The 13,231-nt window shown below is 26.5% G+C and carries 14 protein-coding genes; 3 read left to right on the top strand and 11 right to left on the bottom strand.

The genetic code is table 11. The features are described from left to right. Positions 1 to 190: 190 nt before the first annotated feature. The 9 genes from GM111_RS06290 to GM111_RS06250 all read right to left on the bottom strand — a co-directional run bounded on the left by GM111_RS06290 (position 191) and on the right by GM111_RS06250 (position 7,133). The gene (locus GM111_RS06290; protein WP_156300258.1) at positions 191 to 880 is read right to left on the bottom strand and encodes an aspartate/glutamate racemase family protein; all 690 of its coding nucleotides are present in this window, start codon (positions 878 to 880) and stop codon (positions 191 to 193) included. Positions 881 to 948: 68 nt separating this feature from the next. Beyond that, positions 949 to 1,461: a hypothetical protein gene (locus GM111_RS06285; protein WP_156300256.1), complete on the bottom strand. Its 513-nt coding sequence runs from the start codon at positions 1,459 to 1,461 to the stop codon at positions 949 to 951. A gap of 166 nt (positions 1,462 to 1,627) precedes the next feature. Then, a complete protein-coding gene (locus tag GM111_RS06280) occupies positions 1,628 to 2,218 on the bottom strand; it encodes a hypothetical protein (RefSeq protein WP_197034514.1) in 591 nt (196 codons plus the stop codon). Further along, positions 2,176 to 2,334, bottom strand: coding sequence for a hypothetical protein (locus GM111_RS06275; protein WP_156300252.1), 159 nt, complete (start codon positions 2,332 to 2,334; stop codon positions 2,176 to 2,178). Before GM111_RS06275 ends, GM111_RS06280 begins: the two co-directional genes overlap by 43 nt. Before the next feature lie 67 nt (positions 2,335 to 2,401). Further along, positions 2,402 to 4,204, bottom strand: coding sequence for an oligoendopeptidase F (pepF, locus tag GM111_RS06270; RefSeq protein ID WP_156300250.1), 1,803 nt, complete (start codon positions 4,202 to 4,204; stop codon positions 2,402 to 2,404). A 61-nt stretch (positions 4,205 to 4,265) separates the two neighbouring features. After that, complete coding sequence (locus GM111_RS06265) at positions 4,266 to 5,132, bottom strand: mevalonate kinase family protein (protein WP_156300248.1); 867 nt, start codon at positions 5,130 to 5,132, stop codon at positions 4,266 to 4,268. Beyond that, positions 5,126 to 6,013 carry a diphosphomevalonate decarboxylase gene (gene mvaD, locus GM111_RS06260; protein ID WP_156300246.1) on the bottom strand — a complete coding sequence of 296 codons (888 nt, stop codon included), beginning with the start codon at positions 6,011 to 6,013 and terminating at the stop codon, positions 5,126 to 5,128. The genes GM111_RS06265 and mvaD overlap by 7 nt, the downstream gene beginning before the upstream one ends. Next, on the bottom strand, positions 5,995 to 6,825 hold the full coding sequence (mvk, locus tag GM111_RS06255; RefSeq protein ID WP_156300245.1) for a mevalonate kinase: 831 nt from the start codon (positions 6,823 to 6,825) through the stop codon (positions 5,995 to 5,997). Before mvk ends, mvaD begins: the two co-directional genes overlap by 19 nt. A gap of 107 nt (positions 6,826 to 6,932) precedes the next feature. Further along, positions 6,933 to 7,133, bottom strand: coding sequence for a hypothetical protein (locus tag GM111_RS06250; protein ID WP_156300243.1), 201 nt, complete (start codon positions 7,131 to 7,133; stop codon positions 6,933 to 6,935). 190 nt (positions 7,134 to 7,323) lie between these two features. Here GM111_RS06250 and GM111_RS06245 point away from each other — a divergent pair, with 190 nt between their 5' ends. Genes GM111_RS06245 through GM111_RS06235 form a run of 3 tightly spaced genes read left to right on the top strand, consistent with a single transcriptional unit; the run spans position 7,324 to position 10,870 of the window. After that, positions 7,324 to 8,280 (top strand): HAD family hydrolase, encoded by a 957-nt coding sequence (locus tag GM111_RS06245; RefSeq protein WP_156300242.1) that lies wholly within the window; start codon positions 7,324 to 7,326, stop codon positions 8,278 to 8,280. Between the two features lie 11 nt (positions 8,281 to 8,291). Further along, the gene (gene mnmG / locus GM111_RS06240; protein ID WP_156300240.1) at positions 8,292 to 10,151 is read left to right on the top strand and encodes a tRNA uridine-5-carboxymethylaminomethyl(34) synthesis enzyme MnmG; all 1,860 of its coding nucleotides are present in this window, start codon (positions 8,292 to 8,294) and stop codon (positions 10,149 to 10,151) included. Further along, positions 10,151 to 10,870 (top strand): YwaF family protein, encoded by a 720-nt coding sequence (locus GM111_RS06235; RefSeq protein ID WP_156300238.1) that lies wholly within the window; start codon positions 10,151 to 10,153, stop codon positions 10,868 to 10,870. The genes mnmG and GM111_RS06235 overlap by 1 nt, the downstream gene beginning before the upstream one ends. A gap of 28 nt (positions 10,871 to 10,898) precedes the next feature. Here the strand turns inward: GM111_RS06235 and GM111_RS06230 are convergent, their stop codons facing one another. After that, positions 10,899 to 12,104, bottom strand: coding sequence for a SufS family cysteine desulfurase (locus tag GM111_RS06230; protein ID WP_156300236.1), 1,206 nt, complete (start codon positions 12,102 to 12,104; stop codon positions 10,899 to 10,901). After that, positions 12,104 to 13,225: a SufD family Fe-S cluster assembly protein gene (locus tag GM111_RS06225; RefSeq protein ID WP_156300234.1), complete on the bottom strand. Its 1,122-nt coding sequence runs from the start codon at positions 13,223 to 13,225 to the stop codon at positions 12,104 to 12,106. The genes GM111_RS06230 and GM111_RS06225 overlap by 1 nt, the downstream gene beginning before the upstream one ends. Positions 13,226 to 13,231 lie beyond the last annotated feature (6 nt).

The following is a 13,231-nucleotide window of genomic DNA, read 5'->3' as shown; positions in this document are numbered from 1 at the left end:
AAGTTATTGTCTTTACCTTAAATTGACTTCTTGTCTTTCTTGTTTGCTTTATTTATTCCTTTTCTTTCCATTGTCCTCGTTCCTTATCGAACTCAATTATATTACCATATCATTTTCACTTTGTCAACAAAAAAATTGCATATTTTCAAAAAAATTTTTTTGAAGATATGCAACCCTTGTTTTTACTACATTATTTAACAGCTAATTCAAAAGCTTTTTCAGCATGAATTTCTGTTGTATCAAATACAGGTACATTAACATCTCCATCTTTTATTAATAGATCTATTTCTGTACATCCTAGGATTACACCTTCTGCTCCATCAGCAATTAAACCATTTATTATATCTATATATTTATCTTTAGATTCTTTTTTTACTTCTCCAACACATAATTCTTTAAATATTACATCATTTACTACTTCTACTCCAACTTCACAAGGTATTACAACTTCTATACCCCTTTTAGTTAATTTTTCTCTATAGAAGTCTTGTGTCATAGTATATTTAGTTCCAAGTAATGCAACTTTTTTTATACCTCTTTCTACAAGTACATCAGCTGTTGCTTCTGCAATATGAATTATAGGGATATTTAAATCTTTTTGTATTTCTGGAACAACTTTATGCATAGTATTAGTACAAATTAATACAAAATCCGCTCCGGCTTTTTCAAGTTTTAAAGCTGCATCTTTTAATATTTCTGCACTTTTATTCCAATCACCACATTTTTGGCATTTTTCTATATCAGCAAAGTTAACACTATATAATATTATTTTTGCTGAATTTAATCCACCTAAATGATGCATCACTTTATCATTTAATAACTTATAGTATGTAAGAGTACTTTCCCAACTCATACCACCAATTAAACCTATTGTTTTCATAAAAAATCCTCCAATTTATATTTTCACAAATATTATACCTTGAAAAAAGAAAAAGGGAAGAGATAAAATCAATATACTTCAAATACTACTATATCTTCTAGTTGTTCTGTAGTTAAATCTTTATTTTTATTTCTATCTATTAGAGCCAAACAAAAGCCTATATCTATTAATGCATTAGTATACACTGGAAACTCATTACCAATTTTTTCAATATCTACGTCATCAAATCGATGATAAACATCATTAAAAACAATGGTATAATAACCAACAGTGTAGCTTCCACCATAATCTTCATTAAAGTCATAGTAATTTGAACCTAAACTAAAGTTTTTTTCTGTTTTTACATACATATAGCTATTTTCTCCCGAAGAATCATATTTCATTTTTTCACCAGAAATAACTAGTTTATATTTTTTATCTTTTTCTAAATTTTCTTTATTAATACACACACCGATTTTAAAATCAAGTTCGTATACTAAAGTAATATCTTCATAATAATCTAGACTTTCAATGCCTTCATAAAAATAAATTTGCATCGGATACTTATTATTATCATAGTCTTCAAAATATATTTTCCACATTTACTATCAAATTCAATAAAATATCTCTTTGTTTCAAATATTTTTTTATAAAAATTATCAATTGACATATTAATTGGAATAGAGGAAAAACCTCCATCTCCTGTTCCTATAATTATCCATTCCCCATTTTTCTTTTTTGCAAAATCAATAGTGTATAGTCCTAGAGTTAAAAATTATTCAAGAATTCTTCACCTGGAAATTCATATTTTATTTTATCTTCTTCAGATATTTCATATATTAATGTATTCCCAAAATAGAAAACTCTTAATTCTATTTCTTCTAAGTCAACAAATTCTTTTATACATATTCCACCCGTAAACAACGGCCCTCTATATTTATAGAAAATATTCATAGACTCATCAAATTCTTTTTGAGTCGTTTTTTTAGTAAAATACTTTGGAAATTCCGTTTCTTTTACCGATTTAACATAATCTTTTACCATATATCTATCAAAAATACAGTTTACATAATCTATATCTATTTGTTTATCTTTTTTATATACTAACATTTTAGGCGTATGCTTTTTTATTTCTTCATACACATTCGGGAAAAAATGCATTTTTTTATAATCTTGCGGATTATTTACTTGTAAACTGTAGCCATCAAAATAAATATTTAATGCATCATACAATCTAATATATTGTTCTTCTGATAACATCCAACCTCTATATAGCATTTGCACCCATTCTTTTTTAGCTTTTTTATTAAATTTAACTATACCTTCATCAAAAAATTTACTTTGTGAAAATAGAAGCATTTCCATATTTTCTTTTTTTCTACAACATTAAATTCTTCTAAATATTCTTCATCTACTTTATTATCATCAAAATAATCAGAAGGGAATACTATTACATACTTTTTATATTCAGTCATAATTAAATCACCTCATACAAATTATACCTTAAGAAACAAAAAAGAAAGTGATTTCTCACTTTCTTCCCTATATTTCTTTTAATATTTTTTCAAGTTCTGCTAATTTTTCTCCAAAAGTTTCAAGACAAGCATAAACTGGTGCGTTAGTATTCATATCAACACCTGCTGTTTTTAAAATGTTTAATGAATAATCACTAGCTCCTGATTTTAAATAATTAATATATTTTTCAACAACTGGTTTACCTTCACTTAAAATCTTCTTAGCAAATGCTGATGCTGCTGACATACCTGTTGCATATTGATATACATAGAAGTTATAGTAGAAATGAGGTATTCTTGCCCATTCATATCTAATATTTTCATCATAAGTCATATCTTCACCATAGAATTTCTTGTTTATATTTTCATATATAGTTGATAAGTATTCTGCAGTTAATGGTTGTCCATTTTCAACTGATTTATGAATTTCATATTCAAATTCAGCAAATTGAGTTTGTCTAAATACTGTACCTTTAACTTGATCTAAGTAGTGATTTATGATATATGCTTTTACTGCATTATTATCAGCATATTTTTTAATTAAGTAATCACTTAATATTAATTCATTAGTAATACTTGCAACTTCTGCTAAGAAAATTGTATAGTGCCCATAAATATATGGTTGATAATTTCTAGTGTAATAACTATGTATACTATGTCCTAACTCATGTATTAATGTAAATAAGTTATCTAAAGTTCCACGCCAGCTAATTAAGATAAATGGATTAGTTCCATAAGTTCCACTTGAATAAGCTCCAGATCTCTTACCTTCATTTTCAGCATAATCTATCCATCTTTCATCAAATGCTTTTTTTATTAAACCAACATATTCTTCACCCATTACTTGAAGTGCATCAATTATTATTTCTTTAGCTTCTTCATAAGTAAATTTAAGATCTAATTCTTTTACAAGAGATGTATACATATCAAACATTCTTAATTCTTCAACACCTAATTGTTCTTTTCTAAATTTAACATATTTATGTAATTCAGGTAATTTATCATTAACAGCTGAAAGTAATGAATCATATACACTTTCATCTATAAAGTTTGCTGAAACAGCCGCGTTTCTAGCACTAGTATATTTTCTTAATTTAGCATTAGTTGTATGATTTAATACTTGACCTTCAAGAGTAGTTGCAAAAGTATTTTTTAATCCTTTGTATGTTTTATACATAGAATTATATGCGTTTTCTCTTAAAGTTCTATCGCTTGATTCCATATACATACCATATCTTGCATGGTTAAGAGCTAATTTTTCTCCTTTTGAATTTTCTATATCTTCAAAAGTGATATCTGCATTGTTTAACATAGAAAATGCTTTACTTGCAGTATTAGATATTTGACTCATATTAGCAAGTAATTCTTCTTCTTTTTGAGATAATTGATGTTTTTTAGTTTTAAATAATTTTTCCATTTCAAATTTACGTTCTACTAATCTTTCATCATTAAAGTATTTTTCTACTTCTTCTTCTGATAATTCTAATAATTTTATTTTAACGAATGTTGATTTTGCATCATATTCTGAATATAAAGTCATGATTTTTGAATTATATTCTTGATATTTAGAATTACTTGTATCTTCATCTCCTTTTAAATGAGCGTAAGTATAAAGTAACATCATTCTTTGATTTATACTGTCATCTAAATCTAACGTTGCAATTAAATTATCAACATTTGAAGTCATAGTTTCTTCATATTTTGAAATTTCTTCAAATTCTTTGCTTAATTTTTCAAATTCAGCTTCCCAAGCTTCATCATTTTTAAATATTGTTGTTAAATCCCAAGTTTGGTTTATATCAACTTCACTTCTTTTTAAGATTTTTTCCATCTTTTTCCCTCTTTCTAATTTTAATCATTACATATTATTTTATCATTTTATAGACCTTTTATCAATATATTAAATTTATAGTTAAATCTGTTTTTGATTCATTTTTTGAAAATGAAAGTATAAAATCTCCTCCCCCTGCTCCAGAAATCTTAGAAAACTTATATTCTCCTAACATTTTTTCAATAGAAAGAGTATGTATTACTACCTCATTATTTTTTTCTAGATTATGTAAATTTTGATTTAATCTATTTACATTTTCTAAAACTGCATCTATTTCATTTTCTAACAATGCATTAAACATATCTAAAACATATATATTTGATTTAACTTTAAATTCCTCAAAAAAGTAACTTTCTAAATCCACTTTAGAAATTAATTTTGAACTACTTGCTGGACTTTTAGTCCATATTGCATCTATATGTAAATTAGATTTAACATCTAATTCTTTTATTTCATAATTTCTATCTATTCTATTTGAAGATTTAAATAAAATATTTTTTTCATAACAAATGCACGCTATGTCACCAAAAGATCCATTCATATCATTTTCTATCATAAAATCTATACATATATTAAATATTTTTTTCTTATCCACACTCATTTCATTTAATTTAAGTATACCTCTAATCGTTACAACAATTAATGAAGCTGAAGAACCTAGTCCATATTTTTTATCTTTTTCATATAGCTCACTAAAATATTTAAGCTTTGCCTTATTTTTTATTTCATATTTATTTTCTAAATAATTGATAAGTTTTGGTATTAGATTATCTTTATCTTCAACTTCTGTAATTATTTCCCATTTTTCATTTTTTTCTATTTCTAGATAAGTATATTTTTCAATATATGACACTATTGCATAAGAATTTTCTTTTAAAATTGCATATTCTCCTGCTAAGTAAAGTTTCGAACCTGCTTTTTCTAGCATAAAAGTATCTTCCCTTCAAAATATTCATTTAATGCCTCTAATACTTTTTCTTCATCTTCTTTTAAATAAAGTACTTTAACATTAGGCCCTGCGTCCATAGTTGTAAAAATATTTATTCCCTTCATTCTAATTCTTTTTATAGCCTTAATAACACTATACGTTTCTTTAGTTAAAAAAGAGAAAGAAGGATTAGATCTAAATGTCGTATTATGCATTATTATTGTATTTTTTTCCATAATATTTCCAACTTTTATAAAATCATTTTCACTTAAAGCTACTTTCATTTTTTCAAAATCTTCATTAGCCCTTTTAACCCACATAGAATAAATAACTGACTTTTGTGCTATCTTCATTGCATCTCTAGATAATATATCTTTCTTTTTGTCACTTACAACTATAGCTAACATAGCAAGATTTAGACCTGTTTTTAATTCATAAATTTCTCCATTTTTATCAAATGCTGCTATTTCATAAAAACTTCTTCCCGCAGATCCTGATCCCATAGTTGAAATTTTCGCCATTTCTTCTACAGTTAAATTCAAATCAAAAAAATCATTTAAAGCCTTAGTTAAAGTACAATAGGCACTTGCACTTGAGGCAAGTCCTGCAGCTGTAGGAACATAGTTCTTACTATTAATACAAATCTTTTTCCTATTTTTTATAACATTATCTACAAAATCAAATATCTTTTTTGTTTCTCTTTCATCTTGAATTACATCATTAAGAATAAAAATGTCCTCTTTACTTTCTGTAATAAAGGTTTCAGTATATAATCTTTTAGATCTTAACGAGATACTTCCCTGCATAGGTATAAGATAAGGATTAAATTCTTTCTTACCCCAATATTTTACTATAGCTATATTTATATATCCTCTAGCCATACATTTTTTGCTCCTTCTTTAATTAATAATTTTTTTAAGTAATTTGCTTCATCTTTTGTTTTAACTAATGAAATAATACATCCTCCAAGTCCTGCACCAGTAATTTTTGCTCCTAACGAATTGTTTTTAGCAACATTTATTAGTTTTTCTAATTTATCATTTGATAAATTCATTGATTTTAAATTTACTTGAGCTAAATTCATTAGTTCTCCCAAGAAAAAAATATCTTTTTCTTCTAATGCTTTTATAGCTTTATTTGCAATATCTCCTAAATTATCTATATATACTTTAAATTCATCATAATTTTCAGCTACCATAGCAACTGCTTCTCGAGTTACACCTTTTAAACCACTATTTGCAATAACTAATTTAGCTCCTAAATTAAATTCTATTTTTCTTACTCCATCTTGTTTATTGAATAATACATTTTCATTATTTAATATTACTGCAATATCTATTCCACTAGGATTACCATGTGCTCTTCTTTCACTTTCCCACACTATATTTTTAACATCCTCTTTATTTAAACCATATTTTTTTTTAAAAGCTTTAGCTATCGCTATTGCAAGCGCAGCAGAAGATCCAAGACCACTACCTGAAGGAATAGTTGATATTATATCTATATATATATCTTCTTCTATTCCATACTTACTTTTTATATATTCTTTTATATCACTTACATGTTTACTCTCTTTTACTTTTTTTAATATTATTTCTGCTTTTAAATTTACACCTTTCATTAGCATGGCTATAGCATTTTTACCATAAACTACTGAATGTTCTCCAAATAATATTATCTTTCCATAAACCATTTTTTCTCCTTATTTTTTGATATACATATTATACCATTAAAACATAGCTAATTACCAAATTTTCTTGAATTTTTATTAAAAAAAATAGGTAGATTTATACTACCTAATTAATATTTATCTTTTTCTATAGCTTCAATACCTAAAAGAAGTATGTCTGCTGTTGTATAATTTATTTTTTTCTTAGCATTTAAAAGTCTTTCATGTTCTTCTTTATTAAGCCTAATTCCAATGTTGATATTTCTAAATTCAGTTTCATCTTTATGTTTCCATATATCCCAAGGTCTTTTACTACCTTTTTTAATACCCATAACAATCCTCCTTTTAACATCTACTTGTCTTTATATATTATACAACTTTTATATATATTTGTAAACATTTTTTTACTTATTCAGCCAAACTATATTTATTTTTTCATATTTATTCTAGCAAAGTTTAGTATGGTTGTATTTTAAGGATATATATAGTATAATTATGTATATCAAATAAAAAGGAAAAGTTATGTGGAAAGAAAATATTAAAAAAAGAATTGATGAATTAATAGTCAAAAGTAAAAATAACGGGAATTACGCAATATTTGATTGTGATAATACTATACTTATGAATGATATACAATATGCATTAATGCACTATGTGTTGAAGTTTAAAAAATATAGAACTACTCCACAAGTATTAAGTGATTTCTTATACAAACATTTCCCTGCTGAAGAAAAAGTTTTATCAAGATTTATGGAAATCTTCGAAAGAGCATATTCTGTAGAATATACTAGTGATGTATATTTAGAATTTTTAGCTAATATAGAAGAATTAGTAGAATATCTATTCTTTAAATACGATCACTTTGATATAACTATGATATTCTTTTACGATATGAGCGAGGAAGAATTAAGAGCTTTAATACAAAAAGCTATTAATTATCATAATACTATTGAATTCGGTTATGAAAACTGGATTTATGAAGATAATATTTCATCATATAAAACAGGGCTAGCAATAGCTAAAGAAATGGAAGAGTTAATAAAAGAATTCCATGAAAATGATATAGATGTATATGTAATTTCAGGTTCTCCTAGAATACAGGTTGAAGAAGTATTAAAACCTCTTCATCCATATATCAAAGAAATCTATGGTAAAGAACTTGAATTTATAAACGAAAAAATTACTGGTGAAATTAGAAAAGGTACTATAGAAACATATTATGAAGGTAAAGTTGAAGTTATAGAAAAATATATTTACCCATTATACAAAAAAGGACCAATATTAGTTGCTGGTGATAGTATGGGAGATTACAATATGTTAACAAAATATGAAGATACTGAAATCTCACTACTAATAGATAGAAATAGAACTGGTAAATTTAGTGAACTAGTTGAAGTAAATGATGATAGATACTTAAGTCAAACTGTTGATGAAACTATAGGTAGATTCATTGACGCTGAAAAAAGTATCACTTTCTAAAAGGAGGAATTATGCAAAACTATGATATTATAGTAGTAGGTGCAGGACATGCTGGAGTTGAAGCTTCGCTTGCAGCTGCTAGACTTGGAAAAAAAGTTGCACTTTTTACTATATATTTAGATAATATTGCAATGATGAGTTGTAACCCTGCCATAGGTGGACCAGGAAAATCTCACATAGTTAGTGAAATAGGTATGCTTGGTGGACAGATGGCTATACATATTGATAAATACAATTTACAACTTAAAAATTTAAATCATACTAAAGGTTTAGCTGCTAAAATTACAAGAGCACAAGCAGACAAATATTGGTATAGAATTAAAATGAGAGAAATAATTGAAAAACAAGATAATCTTGATGTAATACAAAACATGGTAGAAGATTTAATGTTAGATGAAAATAAGAAAGTTATAGGAGTAGTTGATGCTTTAGGATTAAAATATTCTGCTAAAGCTGTAGTACTTTGTACAGGAACTTTCTTAAATGGGCAATATATAATAGGAGATGTTAAATACTCTGCTGGAAGACAAGGTGAAAAAGCAAGTAATTCATTACCTGATAACCTAGTTAAATATGGTATTGAAATGGATAGATATCAAACTGCTACACCACCAAGAATAGATAAGAAAAGTATAAATATAGATATACTTGAAAAATTACAAGGTGAAACTAATCCTAGATATTTTTCATACATGACTGAAGAAGTTGATGAAAAACCTTTAGAAACATGGTTAACTTTCACAACAGAAGAAACAATTAAAGTAGGACAAGAACTTTTAAAATACTCTCCTATAGTTACAGGTATAGTATCTACAAAAGGTCCAAGACACTGTCCATCTTTAGATAGAAAAATAATGAACTTCCCTGATAAGACAGATCATCAAATTTTCCTTGAACAAGAATCAAGAGAAAGTGATGAAATATATGTAAATGGATTTACAACAGCTATGCCTCCATTTGCTCAAGAAAAACTTATCAGAACAATTAAAGGTTTAGAAAATGCTAAAATTTTAAGATATGGATATGCAGTAGAATATGATTTTGTTCCTGCTAGACAATTACATTTTTCTTTAGAATCTAAAGTAATAGAAAATTTATTCCAAGCTGGAACTATTAATGGTACTAGTGGGTATGAAGAAGCAGCTGCTCAAGGATTTATAGCTGGAGTTAATGCTGTACGTAAAATTGATGGTAAAGAACCTATTATCATTTCTCGTGATGAAGGATATATAGGAGTATTAATAGATGATATTATTAATAAGGAAACTCCAGAACCTTATAGAGTTCTACCTTCTCGTGCAGAATACAGACTAACTTTAAGACAAGATAATGTATTTATTAGATTACTTGAAAAAGCTAAAGAAATTGGATTACTAGATCCAAATAAATTAAAAGAACTTGAAGAAAACATTCATATTATTGAAGAAGAGATTGAAAGACTTAAAGAAATTAAAATCTATCCAAATAAGGAAAACAATGAAATACTTAAAGGTATAGATCCTAATGCATCTCACAATAATGTAATGACGGCATTTGAATTTTTAGGTAGACAAGAAATTAACTATGATAATTTAGCAATGTTTACTGAAACTAAAGACATACCTAAAATTTCTAAAGAACAAGTAGAAATAGAAGCTAAATATAGAATATTTATTGAAAGAGAAAGAAATCAAATTGAGAAATTTAAAAAACTTGAAAATATTGTAATCCCTGAAGATTTTGATTATGAAAATATAAAAGGATTATCAAATATTGCAATAAGTGGATTAAGTTATACAAAACCAAAAAATATAGGGCAAGCAACTAGAATTAGTGGAGTTACATACAATGACATAGCTATACTTGTTTCTATTCTTAAGGAGGTTAAATAATGTTTTCTGAATATTTTGTTAAGGGAGAATATCATTTATCATATTTCTCACCAGAGCATTTAAAACCTGTTTTTGTTCTTTTAATTATTTGTATTATTTTACTTTTAATACCTTATTTATTTAAAGGAATAGAAAAGGGAAAATATACTATTTTTTTAGGTATACTCTGCCTTGTTGTTAAATTAGTTGACTCACTTTATAGGATTTATTTAGAAGGCGATGTGTGGTATAATACTGTCCCATTGAATTTATGTAATGTTTCATTAATATTTGCTGGAATTTATTTTATAACTAGAAAAAGACTATATTTTAACTTTGTATATTTCTGGTTTTCAGGAGCAATACTAGCAGTAATTATACCTGGATTTTCAGTATATTATTCACCGCTTTATGTTTATTCTTTTATAGCTAGTCACATGTTTGAAATATTTGCAGTATTCTATGCATTTATACATCTAGATGAAAGAGTAACTTTAAAGGGATTATTAACATCAATTTTAGGATATTTTGCATTAGTAGGACTTGCATTTATATGGAATGGTATTTATGGTACTAACTATATGTTTATGGCAGACTATATTTTACCTGCAGTTAGTTTCATCAAACCTTTCTGGTTCTATCAAATTGCACTTATTGGTTTATTTGTATTATCTATGATACTTATGTATTTACCATTTATTAATAACCAAAGAGATGAATTACAAGAAGTTACAATATAGAAAAAAGGAATAGTTAATCTATTCCTTTTTATTTATCTAAAAATATTCTCTTTACTTCAAGTAAAGCTTCTACTAATCTATCTATATCTTTCTCATCGTTATATATTCCTAAACTCATTCTACAACATGAATTTATACCCATATATGAGAGTAAAGGTGCAGTGCAATGTTGTCCAGATCTAACAGCAACATTAAAATTATCAAGTATAAAGGCAGTATCATGTGAATGAACTCCTTTAACATTAAATGCTAATATTCCTACTTTTTCAACATTTTCTGCATAATATGTTTCAATAAAATCTAATGTATTTATTGCAAAAGTTGCATACATATTTAACTTTTCTTCAGCCTTCTGTAATCTTTCATAACCTATTTTTTCCATATACTCTACAGCTTTTGAAAGTGTAGAAATTGCTGCAACATTTTGAGTTCCACCTTCAAATTTATGTGGTACTTCCTTATATGTAGCTGAACTCTCTGTAACATATTCAACCATGTCTCCACCAAATATGAAAGGTCTTGTTTTATTTAATAGTTCTTTTTTCCCAAAAAGTACACCAACTCCTTGAGCTGCAAATACTTTATGTCCTGAAAATACTGCAAAATCTACATCCCACATATCAAATTCATGTTTAAAATGCATAATAGATTGAGCACAATCAAGTACCACTTTAACATCATATCTATGAGCAATTTCTATAACTTCTTTAAATTTTTGAATTACTCCCGTAGTATTAACCACACTTGATATACTTATTATCTTAGTTCTTGGATTAAATAAATATGGAAGTTGTTTTAAATCTAAATTTCCAAATTCATCTAAATAAAGATATCTTATTCTTAATTTTTTTAGTCTAGCTACTTCTTGCCATGGAACTATATTAGCATGGTGATTAGAAATTCCTAAAATTATTTCATCACCTTCATGTAAATTTTCAAATGCATAACCAAAGGCTATAGTATTCAAGCCTTCTGTTGTTCCCTTAGTAAAAACTATATTATTTTCATTACTAACTCCAACAAAGCTTGCTACTTTTTTTCTTGTAGATTCCATTATAGCTTGATTTATCATAGAAAGTTCATGACTTCCTCTTCCTGCATTTCCATTAGTTTCACAATAGTAATTATATATTTCATCAATAACCTCTTGTGGTTTTTGACTTGTAGCTGCACTATCTAGATAAGCCATATCCCTTTTTTTAAATATAGGGAACTCTTTTTTTATATCGTTCATTATAATCTTCTTTCCAAGATTTCCTTTAACTCTCTAACTATATCTTCATCTTCTATAGCATCAAATACAGGCCCAAAAGATGATTCTACTACAAGTTTTTTAGCACTTTTAGCATCAAATCCTCTACTCATTAAGTATAGTAGTTTATCTTGATCTATTTTACCTATACTTGCAGAGTGTGCTCCTATAACATCATCTTCATCACAGAATAATGTTGGTATAGAGTGAGCATTAACTGTTTTATCTAAAAGTATTGAAAACTCAGCTTCTGATCCAGCAGATTTTGAAGAAAATCTTTCAAATACTAAATTACCTCTAAATACTTTTACTGCTTTATCTTTTGTTACTCCTCTTGCATCTATGTCTGCAACACATTCTCTTCCATGGAAGTTTAATGTGTATTCATAATCTGTTTTTCTTTCTCCATCAGATAAATATACTGGTAATAATAATGAATTTGCTCTATTTTCTAATAAGTTAGAAGAAACTGAAGTTACATTAGCCTCTCCACCAAATTCAACTGAATAATGTTTTACATCTGCACCTTCTAAAACATCTATATCCACACCTAAGAAATTTTCTGATTTTGTATTTAATGTTTGTATAGTTATTAAATCAAGTTTTGAACCTTTTCTTGCTTTAACATTAATATATCCATTATGATAAGTATATTCTTCATCTATACCTTTATACATTAAAAATATTTTTGCACTTGCATTTTCTTCAAGCTCTATGTTATATACATCTACTAAATGAGGATTATCTTTTGAAAGTTCCATAGTAATATATATATTTTCTTCTATTTTATCTTTTATTAATATTCTTTTCTTTAAGTTAGCATATTTTTCTGCTTCATTTTTAAAGTAGTTTGCTACTCTTAATTTAGTAAATACATTTTCACTTATTTCGATATTTTCATTTTCTAAGTTTTTAGTAACATATCCATTAAATTCTTGTACTTCTTCTATACCTTTTACACTATATTTCATTCTATTCCATACCGGTTTATTTAATGACATATCCACTTCTTTTTTACTTGCTTTTTTTGATTCTTCTGCTACAGCTGATTTTAGCAGGTCTATAGTTTCTTGTACTTTTGCTGAATATTTTTTCTCTTTCATCTCTAT

This window comes from Streptobacillus canis (genome assembly GCF_009733925.1).
GTDB lineage: Bacteria > Fusobacteriota > Fusobacteriia > Fusobacteriales > Leptotrichiaceae > Streptobacillus > Streptobacillus canis.
The sequence above is the reverse complement of the archived record's forward strand: the minus strand, read 5'-3'. Positions and strand labels throughout refer to the sequence as shown.

Excerpts from the sequence above, each read along its gene's own strand:
- GM111_RS06290 (WP_156300258.1), bottom strand. The coding sequence starts at position 880 with ATGAAAACAATAGGTTTAATTGGTGGTATGAGTTGGGAAAGTACTCTT.
- GM111_RS06230 (WP_156300236.1), bottom strand. The coding sequence starts at position 12,104 with ATGAACGATATAAAAAAAGAGTTCCCTATATTTAAAAAAAGGGATATG.
- GM111_RS06225 (WP_156300234.1), bottom strand. The coding sequence starts at position 13,225 with ATGAAAGAGAAAAAATATTCAGCAAAAGTACAAGAAACTATAGACCTG.
- GM111_RS06245 (WP_156300242.1), top strand. The coding sequence starts at position 7,324 with ATGTGGAAAGAAAATATTAAAAAAAGAATTGATGAATTAATAGTCAAA.
- GM111_RS06280 (WP_197034514.1), bottom strand. The coding sequence starts at position 2,218 with ATGCTTCTATTTTCACAAAGTAAATTTTTTGATGAAGGTATAGTTAAA.
- GM111_RS06285 (WP_156300256.1), bottom strand. The coding sequence starts at position 1,461 with ATGTGGAAAATATATTTTGAAGACTATGATAATAATAAGTATCCGATG.
- GM111_RS06275 (WP_156300252.1), bottom strand. The coding sequence starts at position 2,334 with ATGACTGAATATAAAAAGTATGTAATAGTATTCCCTTCTGATTATTTT.
- GM111_RS06250 (WP_156300243.1), bottom strand. The coding sequence starts at position 7,133 with ATGGGTATTAAAAAAGGTAGTAAAAGACCTTGGGATATATGGAAACAT.
- pepF (WP_156300250.1), bottom strand. The coding sequence starts at position 4,204 with ATGGAAAAAATCTTAAAAAGAAGTGAAGTTGATATAAACCAAACTTGG.
- mvk (WP_156300245.1), bottom strand. The coding sequence starts at position 6,825 with ATGGTTTATGGAAAGATAATATTATTTGGAGAACATTCAGTAGTTTAT.
- mvaD (WP_156300246.1), bottom strand. The coding sequence starts at position 6,013 with ATGGCTAGAGGATATATAAATATAGCTATAGTAAAATATTGGGGTAAG.
- GM111_RS06235 (WP_156300238.1), top strand. The coding sequence starts at position 10,151 with ATGTTTTCTGAATATTTTGTTAAGGGAGAATATCATTTATCATATTTC.
- mnmG (WP_156300240.1), top strand. The coding sequence starts at position 8,292 with ATGCAAAACTATGATATTATAGTAGTAGGTGCAGGACATGCTGGAGTT.
- GM111_RS06265 (WP_156300248.1), bottom strand. The coding sequence starts at position 5,132 with ATGCTAGAAAAAGCAGGTTCGAAACTTTACTTAGCAGGAGAATATGCA.